The organism is Microcystis sp. LE18-22.4A (assembly GCF_027531105.1).
Taxonomy (GTDB): Bacteria; Cyanobacteriota; Cyanobacteriia; order Cyanobacteriales; family Microcystaceae; genus Microcystis; species Microcystis aeruginosa.
Genome location: NZ_JAPZRB010000316.1, coordinates 1 through 9,551, shown reverse-complemented (window position 1 = coordinate 9,551; position 9,551 = coordinate 1). Strand labels below are relative to the sequence as shown.

General features: G+C 39.2%; 7 protein-coding genes. 3 read left to right on the top strand and 4 right to left on the bottom strand.

Translation table 11 applies throughout. The annotated features are described in order from the left end of the window. Positions 1–173 precede the first annotated feature (173 nt). The 3 genes from O9295_RS14170 to sir form a co-directional block, all read right to left on the bottom strand. Positions 174–1,253, bottom strand: coding sequence for an MAE_28990/MAE_18760 family HEPN-like nuclease (locus O9295_RS14170; RefSeq protein ID WP_288033442.1), 1,080 nt, complete (start codon positions 1,251–1,253; stop codon positions 174–176). Between the two features lie 2 nt (positions 1,254–1,255). Further along, positions 1,256–2,515 (bottom strand): GmrSD restriction endonuclease domain-containing protein, encoded by a 1,260-nt coding sequence (locus O9295_RS14165; RefSeq protein ID WP_353851864.1) that lies wholly within the window; start codon positions 2,513–2,515, stop codon positions 1,256–1,258. Positions 2,516–2,644: 129 nt separating this feature from the next. After that, positions 2,645–4,582 carry a sulfite reductase, ferredoxin dependent gene (gene sir / locus O9295_RS14160; protein WP_288033438.1) on the bottom strand — a complete coding sequence of 646 codons (1,938 nt, stop codon included), beginning with the start codon at positions 4,580–4,582 and terminating at the stop codon, positions 2,645–2,647. Positions 4,583–4,778: 196 nt separating this feature from the next. Here sir and O9295_RS14155 point away from each other — a divergent pair, with 196 nt between their 5' ends. Then, positions 4,779–7,178 carry an ATP-binding cassette domain-containing protein gene (locus O9295_RS14155; RefSeq protein ID WP_288033437.1) on the top strand — a complete coding sequence of 800 codons (2,400 nt, stop codon included), beginning with the start codon at positions 4,779–4,781 and terminating at the stop codon, positions 7,176–7,178. Between the two features lie 191 nt (positions 7,179–7,369). Here the strand turns inward: O9295_RS14155 and msrA are convergent, their stop codons facing one another. Further along, positions 7,370–8,032 (bottom strand): peptide-methionine (S)-S-oxide reductase MsrA, encoded by a 663-nt coding sequence (gene msrA, locus O9295_RS14150; protein ID WP_288033436.1) that lies wholly within the window; start codon positions 8,030–8,032, stop codon positions 7,370–7,372. Between the two features lie 124 nt (positions 8,033–8,156). Here msrA and O9295_RS14145 point away from each other — a divergent pair, with 124 nt between their 5' ends. Together O9295_RS14145 and O9295_RS14140 are read left to right on the top strand one after the other, a co-directional pair. Beyond that, entirely contained in the window at positions 8,157–8,447 is a 291-nt protein-coding gene (locus tag O9295_RS14145; protein ID WP_288033435.1) for a hypothetical protein, read from the top strand. Positions 8,448–9,060: 613 nt separating this feature from the next. Continuing rightward, a partial coding sequence (locus tag O9295_RS14140) for an RNA-guided endonuclease InsQ/TnpB family protein (RefSeq protein WP_288033433.1) occupies positions 9,061–9,551 on the top strand: 491 nt, incomplete at its 3' end.

The window sequence follows — 9,551 nt, the reverse complement described above, 5'->3', positions numbered from 1 at the left end:
TGAGAATGACCGGGGGAACTCTGAAATTTTCGGCTTAGTTGCCGGCAGCTTGCCGCCAACTCACTCCTCTAGATAAGTATTTTGACTCACGCCCCTTCCTCTTTTGAGACGTTGTGACACTTAGGGTGCGGAATGTGGGTTCATATTTACCAGAAACGCTATATTCATTTCAATCATTCCGAAATAACTAAATAAACTTCTAATCCTTTTTGACTTTCTTTGTCAAATTTTAAGCTTATTTCAGAATCTTTTATCTCTCTTATTGGAATTCTTCGGCGAGGGGTATTTTTGTCATTTTTATTAATTCGAATACTTTCAATAATAGCATTTTGACATATTTTTTTATTTTCACTGACTAAAAAAACTTTTTTACCGACTTCTAGTCTTTTATTGGATTCCTGTGACTCATCTGATATTTTGACATCGCAAGCTTGTTGCTGTTGATACCAATTGACAACTTTACCGATCTTTTGAAGCTTTCCTATCTTTTTCTTCCTATCAACAAAGCAATAAAGAACTAATTCACTCATAGCTTGACATATAGCTTCGACAAAATCACATAATTGTAGTAACTCATTGGCATTAAGAACGGTATCTATTTCTTTACCATGAGCAGAATTATTACGAAGTTCTATAAAATTCTTTAATTCATTTTCCACACTACCCCTACTATTATTGTCAATAAAATTCTTAACTTTTTTATGATTTTCTATCCATTGCCAAGAATCAGTTGCAGATATGCCAGCATCGACTAAAAGTCTGGTTAATTGATCTTTTCTCAGATTAGCTTCATGTAACAAAAAAGCAGCTGATGTGAGATTATATTTAGTTGTATTTTTGTATTCAGTATCAAATAAATTTTTGATAATGTCCCTCTCTGAAAGAGAATCGAAGCGATTTCTTTTATTTTCATTGCCCAGTAATGTAGCACAACCAGTCTGATGCTTATTTCTTACAGATTCAGGTAAATCTTGATAGCAACTATATAATTGAGGCAGCAAAATAATCCAATCTCCCACTAGATTTTCGACAAAATTTTCGTAAAGAGCATATAACCTTGTGATAGATGAACAATGATCGTTAACTAGCCACTTGTCTCCTAAAGGAGCATTTGCTTGAAGATATTTTAAGTCTTCTGTGTTGAGTTGTGAAGGATTATCCGCAATAATTTCTCTAAGTTTTTCACTGATATTAATTATTGATCGAATGGTCTTTATCTCATCCTTTAGGTTATTTAAAAGTCCTTCAAACATTCTCAAATACTCTGCTTAAGAACTCGTTGAATCAGAGAATCAAAAATTTGAATACGAGCTTTAAAATCATCTTTGGTATCCCCTTCTCCGGTGAAAAGTCCTTTTTTTAATTTTTTATCTTGATGAGTAATTCCCTGGGAATCTTGAGTAAATAAGCTGATAGTTTCTTGAATTATTGCTGATTTTCTAGTAATTAATTCTTGATAATCAGATAAATGGTTGCTGAAACTGATCATCACTGCATCATAGTAAACTTTATAAGCTTTCGATTTATATGTTTTGGTTTTACTATCGAAAGGCTTAAATAACTGATCCTGATAAATGTTAGATACTAACTCTATAGTTTGGTTAAATACTCGCTCGAACTCTTGGATATTCTCGTCGTAAAAATTAAGACTTTTTTTCATCATATAATTATCCAGATATTTAGATAAATTACCAGTATATTGCTCAATATCCCTCAAGGCAAAAAAACGGAGGATTAATTCTACATCTTCCATCTTTTTATAAAATCTATTTTCTTTAAGTTCTTCTTTATCATCAATAGGAATATCCCAAGCTTTAGCAAAAATAGTATTCTCAGAAAGCTTTAATAAAAGTTCATTGAATTTCCCAGAGTAAAGACAGTTTCTTATTTCTTGGCGACTCAAAGATACACCTCCTGTATTGAGGCGTTCAAAAACCAGTTGTTTTAAAGATAAAGATTCCTCTGGATCCGATAGAGACTCGGTAATAACAACTATAGTTGAAATGGCTCGTCGATTGATACCATCTTTGATTTTTGCAGGAAGACTTTTATAGGTTCTTCCTTCTAATTCAGGCCAGATCTCTAACCCTGTTAATTTTAATTTGTTATTATAAAAATTCTCAATTGCTGTGATTCTTTGTTGACCATCCATTACTTCATAGGAGTTATAGGAATTTTCACAGAGAATCAGAGGAGGTACGGGAATATTGATCAAAAAAGATTCAATTAGTCTCGATTGTTTTTGTGCGTCCCAGCGATCCCGTCTCTGATAGAAAGGACGCTTTTCCATATAGTTAGGTTTATTTAAAGACTCAGCAAAACTAGGCAACTTTTCTCGATTCATTTCTAATAATAATCTTCGTTCACCTTGTTCATATTTTTCATTAATTTCATTATCTGATAATTTTTTAACATCCTCTCCGGAACGCTTTTGCCAAGGATTTGTTTTAGTTTGTGAGATTGTCATAATTTCCCACCAGAGGCGTACAAATTGATATGACCGGACTTCCCTCATTCATTTTTAAGCATAGACTGAGGATATATACGAGAATTAAGAGTTATTGGTAATCTTCCCAGATAACTCTCAAAAGTTAATTCTCTTAAATTGACAACTGGTCACTGATAACTGGTAACTGATAACTGATTAGGATTTTTGGCTGAAATAGGCCTCTAGCGCCTCATTGATGATTTGATTCATCGGCCGTTTTTCCGTTTCCGAAGCTTCCTTGAGACGGACAAACATATCATCGGGGACGCTGACACGGTTTTGATTTTTACGCACGCGTTTGGGTTTTGATTCAGTGGTAGTAGTTTCGGTCATTTTAGGTGTGTAGGTGGCTGAAAATGCTTGTAAAGCAGGGAAATCGACTCGATGACAGAATTCTCCGAAGGTTTCGTTATTTTGTTGATCCTGTTGGAAGTAAACGAAAATCGGTTCTAAGACCTTTTCTAGATCATCGATCGCCATTTTATCCAAATAGGGGCGCGCTAGTCGAGTTTGATCGGCTGTTCCTCCTAACCAGAGTTGGTAGGAGTTGGGAGCGCTACCCACAAATCCTAATTCTGCCATATAGGGACGCGCGCAGCCATTAGGACATCCTGTCATGCGGATGACAAATTCCTCTTTGCTTAATCCTAAACGATTAAGCAGGGTGCGAATGCGTTCAATCACGCTGGGTAAAATTCTTTCTGACTCAGTAATCGCTAATCCACAGGTGGGCCAAGCGGGACAGGCCATGGCATAACGGGTTAAAGGGTCAATTTCGGCGGGATTGGTGATAATTCCGTGTTCTTTCAGGATCGCCTCGATCGCTTGCTGATCCTTGGGTTCAATTTCGTAGAGAATGATATTATGGTTAGCCGTCAAGCGCATGGGCAACTGAAAACGCTCGATAATCACTTTTAAGGCGGTTTTTAGCTGAAAACTGCCTTCATTTTTGACCCGGCCATTCTCCACAGAAAGACCAAAAAATAATTTTCCGTCTCCCTGTTCATTCCATCCCAAAAAGTCTTGATATTTCCAATCGGGGAGGGGTTGGTAGGGGGCAATTTTTTGGCCGAAATAACCCTCAACAGTGCTGCGGAATTTCTCTACTCCCCATTCTTCGAGGATATATTTCATTCTCGCATGACGACGCTCGCCGCGATCACCGTAATCCCTTTGGGTTGCCACGATCGCTTTTACCAGATCGTACACCTCTTCTTTGTCCACATAACCGATCGGATCGGCCATTCTGGGGAAAGTTTCTTCCTTATTGTGGGTTCTTCCCAGTCCACCCCCCGCAAGGACGTTAAAACCCTGTAATTGACCGTTTGCGTCGGTAATCACCACCAAACCGATGTCATTGGTGTAGATATCGATGGAGTTGTCTCCCGGCACGGTGACACCCATCTTGAACTTACGGGGCATATAATGTTGACCGTAGATCGGTTCGATGGGATCGTTTTTGTTAATCCCATTTGTATCTTTTTGTCTCGCGGTCTTGACTTCTGGCGCTTCTTCTGCACTGATAACTTTTTCGCCATCGAGCCAAATTTCGTAGTAGGCTCCAGTTTGGGGAGTGAGCAAATCGGCGATATTATTGGCATATTCCCAAGCATAGCCGTATTCGGGGCGATTTTTGTAGGGGGCTGGCGGTGCGGTGACATTGCGGTTAACATCACCACAGGCCGCTAAAGTGGATCCCATACTGCGGATAATTTCCCCGAGGGTGGCTTTGAGATTTTTCTTTAAAATGCCGTGCAATTGGAAGCCTTGGCGAGTTGTCACCCGTAAAGTGCCGTTACCGTAGCGATCAGACAAACTATCGAGGGTAAGATATAGTTGCGCGGGAATAAAACCCCCCGGACTGCGGGTACGCAACATCATTTGATAGTCTTTTTCTTGACCTTTGGCTCTATTGTCGCGATTATCCTGTTGATAGGAACCGTGAAATTTGAGGATCTGCACCGCCGCATCGGTAAAATGGGTTGTATCTTCGAGGAGTTCACTGGCCAAAGGTTCTCGTAGATAATTACTGCGTTCTTTGATACCTTCGACTTTAGAAACCTTGGCGGTAGGAGAAATAGGAGTTGTAACCATCGTCTAACAGCACGATAACCTGTGGATAGGTCTTAGGAATAGGAATTTAGACAAGCTCGATCGATCCTAAGAAGTTTTACTAACATGATCTCTAGAGTTCGTTCCAGACTCTGAGGTTAACAGTAGCGATCGAGACATCAATTCTATCTTAGCTTCTTACTGTCCCCCGCGAACGCCATCTACCGATCGAGTTTTTATGACCAATTCTCCCAACATTAAAACGGTTATTAGTCAAGAACCCTACATTATTCTTAACAATCAGGGAGAATTTCTCCCTTCTATTAATCTGAGTCGTCCTAATTATAAATTGGGGCGGGATGGTCAACAGGTGGATTTAGTTGTTCCCCAACACTGGACGGTGGTGAGTCGAGTACAAGCTTGTTTTCGTCGTCAGGGAGATGATTACTATATCCACGATGGAGACGGGACTAATCCTAGTTCCAATCAACTTTTTATCAACAATCGCGTGATTACTCCCAAAGAGGGCTATCTTTTACGAAATGGGGATGAGATTAATATCGGTCAAGATGTCAAAAATTCGGTCAAGATCACCTATTATCATCCTAACCAACCAGTAAAAAGCCCACCTTTCGCTTTTAAATCGGTTTCCCTAGGCAATCGCAGTGTAGTTTTAGGACGAGATAATACCGCGACTGTGGTTTTAGACGCGCCGACAATTTCCCGACAACACGCGATTATCGATAGCGATAACCAGAATCGTTATATTCTCTACGACAAAAGCACCAATGGAGTCTTTATCGACGGAGAAAAAGTATCGGGTAGTGCCATTTTAACTAACGGTTGTACGGTGAGAATCGGCCCCTATAGTTTTCGGTTGCAGGGAGATGACTTAGTTTTATTAGATACGGGGGATAATATCCGTCTGGATGCCGAAGATATCGTCAGGATGGTGCGGGATAAAAAGAAACAACCTTTGATAATTCTCAATCATATCTCCTTACCGATCGAACCGAGTCAATTAGTGGCGATTGTTGGGGGAAGTGGTGCGGGAAAATCGACTTTATTAAAGACTTTATTGGGAATTGAACCCACCACCTCGGGAACTGTTTATCTGAATGGGGAAGACCTCCGCCAGAATTTTAATATCTATCGCACCCAAATCGGTTATGTTCCCCAATACGATATCGTTCACAGGGATTTAACTGTGGGAGAAGTGTTATATTATGCTTCTAAATTAAGGCTACCTCCGGATCTTAATTGCCAAGAAGTGATCGAGAAAACCCTGGAGCAGGTGGAATTGTTAGCAAGAAGAAATACTTTAGTCAGAGACTTAAGCGGTGGTCAGTTAAAAAGGGTGAGTATTGCGGTAGAATTATTAGCCAATCCCAAATTATTCTTTTTAGATGAACCCACTTCGGGATTAGACCCCGGTTTAGATAAAAAGATGATGGAATTGCTGGCAAAATTGGCCAAAGAAGGCAGAACAATTCTCCTAGTTACCCATGCTACTAATAATATCAATCTCTGCGATCGATTAGTTTTTCTTGGTCAAGGGGGCAATTTATGTTATTTTGGTTCTCCGGGGGAGGCCTTAAATTTTTTCTCTTTACCTCAGGGGGATTTTGCCGATATTTATATTCATCTGGAAACTAGCGAAAAAGTTGATCAAGAATGTCAACGTTTCCAACAATCCGACTACTACAAAAATAATATTGAAGCAAGAATCGGTAAAATATTTCAGCAAAATAATAGTAAACCGCAACAGGTTCAACAATCTTTTTGGCAACAACTACAGGTCTTATGTCAACGCTATAGCCAGTTAATTATCCGTGATCAATTTAGTTTAATTTTATACCTATTAACCGCCCCGATTGGAATTTTCTTAATGGCCATGGTTTTAGGGGACAAAAATCCTTTATTTTTGGGAGATAATCCCAGGTTTGAAGATGCTATCCAATCCGCACCTTTAGCCTTAAAAACTCTCTTTGTTTTTACCTGCGCGGAATTATGGGTAGGTTTTGCCTGTTCCCTACAGGAAATTGTCAAAGAATCAGCAATTTATCAGCGAGAAAGATTAGTTAATCTGGGATTATTACCCTATTTATTCTCAAAAATTCTGGTTTTAGCAGCCTTAGCTTTTCTGCAAACAATTGTAATTATCTGCGTAATATTTTGGGGATTTACTGACCCGCAACCGGAATTAATGACCTGGTTAACTGGCTGTTTTGTTACCACATTTTTAACTATATTTGCGGCGATTAATCTCGGTTTATTAATTTCTGCTGGCGTTAGTAATATCACTCAAGCAAATAGTGCCTTACCTTTAATTTTAATTCCTCAGATTATCTTTGCTGGGGTATTGTTTAGCTTAGAAGGTTTGGGGAAATATCTATCATGGTTGATGATTAGTCGCTGGTCGATTGCTGCCTACGGGGTATTAGTAAAGGTGGAAGCTATGATTGCAGAAGCGAAAGAACAAAATACTTTTAATTTCCCTTTACCCTTTGAGGATACCAATCAAGTTTATCAATTATCTATCAATAATTTGTTCTTGAATTGGGGAGTATTAATTCTTCATTCCCTTATTTATTTTCTCCTTACCTATTGGTTGCAAAAAAGAAAAGATATTTTATGATCTGAATGATAACTGATAACTGATAAGTAGGGAGGCACAATTATTTGTAGGATGGGTTAGCGGTAGCGTAAACTATACGGGCGTTGGGTTTCATGCTTCAACCCAACCTACGTTCATCTTATATTTAATTCCACCCACCTACTTAACTGATCACTGATAACTGATCACTGATCACTGATAACTAATCCTACTTAAGTTAACTTCAGATCAAGAGCGATCGGACATTCCACTTTCGTTCCCCCTAAACCGCAGTAACCGCCGGGGTTTTTCGCTAAATACTGCTGATGATAAACTTCAGCATAATAAAATTCAGGTGCGTCGATAATTTCCGTGGTAATCTGACCGTAGCTCGCTTTATTGAGAGCTTCTTGGTAGATCGATCGAGATTTTTCCGCTAATTGCTTTTGCTGGGGATTATAAGTATAGATACCCGATCGATACTGAGTTCCCGTATCATTACCCTGACGCATTCCTTGGGTGGGATTATGACTTTCCCAGAAAACCTTTAACAGTTGTTCGTAGGAAATCACGCTGGGATCATAGACCACTAAGACCACTTCATTATGCCCAGTCATGCCGGTACACACTTCCTGATAGGTGGGATTAGGGGTGATACCAGCCGCATAACCTACGGCCGTGGTGTAAACTCCTTCTAGTTGCCAAAATTTCCGCTCTGCTCCCCAAAAACAGCCTAAACCAAATATTGCGGTTTCCATACCGGTGGGAAAGGGGGGCTGCAAAGGATGACCGTTAACGTAGTGGCCGCTAGGTACGGGCATTTTTTCCGATCGCCCGGGTAGTGCTTCCCTTACTGTGGGCAAAGTTAATTTTTTTCCGAATCCGAATAACACCATAATAAGAATTTGTCCAGAAAGTTTTACCTTACTTTACATTGTCGCTTAATTTTGGCGATTTCAGTGATCGGTGATCAGAACTGAGGCTGCAGCTCAATTTTTGTCAATCTACTGAGTTGGGATTTTGAAAGGGAAACTCTCGGCTAAAACTGGGCGTTATTTCCGATTTTATCACTCAATCCCAACCCCGGAGCGCATTAGTTTTTCGGTGGGATGCTTACAGGCAGTTGTTCATACACTTGTACCAGTTGAGGCGTTGCTGAATCAAGGTATGAATGCCAACTTTGCATCAGATGCAAAAGTTAGTTTGGCTCTAGGTTTTAAAAATACCAGAAAAGAAGATTCATATCTCAAATCAGCAACGCCTAAATCCGACATTCCGCACATCTTCATATACTTTTATGTATTTTTATAGCAGTTTTCATCAGAATGAGTTATAGGCAAGGGGCTTAAGCCCTTTGTTGGCAAAACTTGTCGATACCTCAGTAAAGTGAAAAGTGCTATACATTCCCCAAGATGTTTTGACAAAAAACCTTCATTGTAGAAACTACTATTGAGAACATTTTCAATAATTGATTTTTTCTGAGAAAAAAATTTACAATTCTTCACCTTGATAAAAATCCATCATTGTAGCTATAATCCTTACTGGTAAGGGGTGGTCAGCAATATATTAGTAAAAATTATCAATTGAATGTTAAGAAGTGCGGAAAGTGGGTATATAGAGGTTCTCACACCTGTGTGGTACGCTTAAACCTTTGCTAATTAAGCTTTTTAAGATTGATAATGTACCTCGTGCGAACAGGAAACGCTATAGTCCGATATTTAAATCCGATGTTAAAATTTATTTCCTCAAAAATTTATTTCCGCAAAGACCATCTATGCTACTACCTAGAGATGACTTTTATGGATCTGGGCGATCGCTAGTGCCAGTCTCATCGAAAATTTTGGGTCTGAAACCCCGTCGTTCTACGACGGCTTTGCTGTTAAATATGAGCATCGTTTACGAAATATATGCTAAAATGTGAGGTATGGAAAAAGCCTATTCGTTTCGATTTTACCCCACACCAGAACAAGAGTCGCTATTGCGGCGCACTTTGGGCTGTGTAAGATTAGTTTACAATAAAGCTCTCCATCTCAGAACACAAGCTTGGTACGAAAAGCAAGAAAGAGTAGGCTACGCTCAAACTTCTTCAATGTTGACCGATTGGAAAAAACAAGAAGAATTAGACTTTTTAAACGAAGTTAGCTGTGTACCTTTACAACAAGGGTTAAGACACCTACAAACAGCTTTTACTAATTTCTTTGCTGGTCGTACTAAGTATCCTAACTTTAAGAAAAAACATCAGGGAGGAAGTGCCGAATTTACCAAATCTGCTTTTAAAATTAAAGACAAACAAATCTATTTAGCTAAATGCACAGAACCTTTACCTATTCGATGGTCAAGACAAATACCAGACGGATGTGAACCAAGCACAGTAACAGTCAGATTACATCCTTCTGGACGTTGGCATATTTCAAT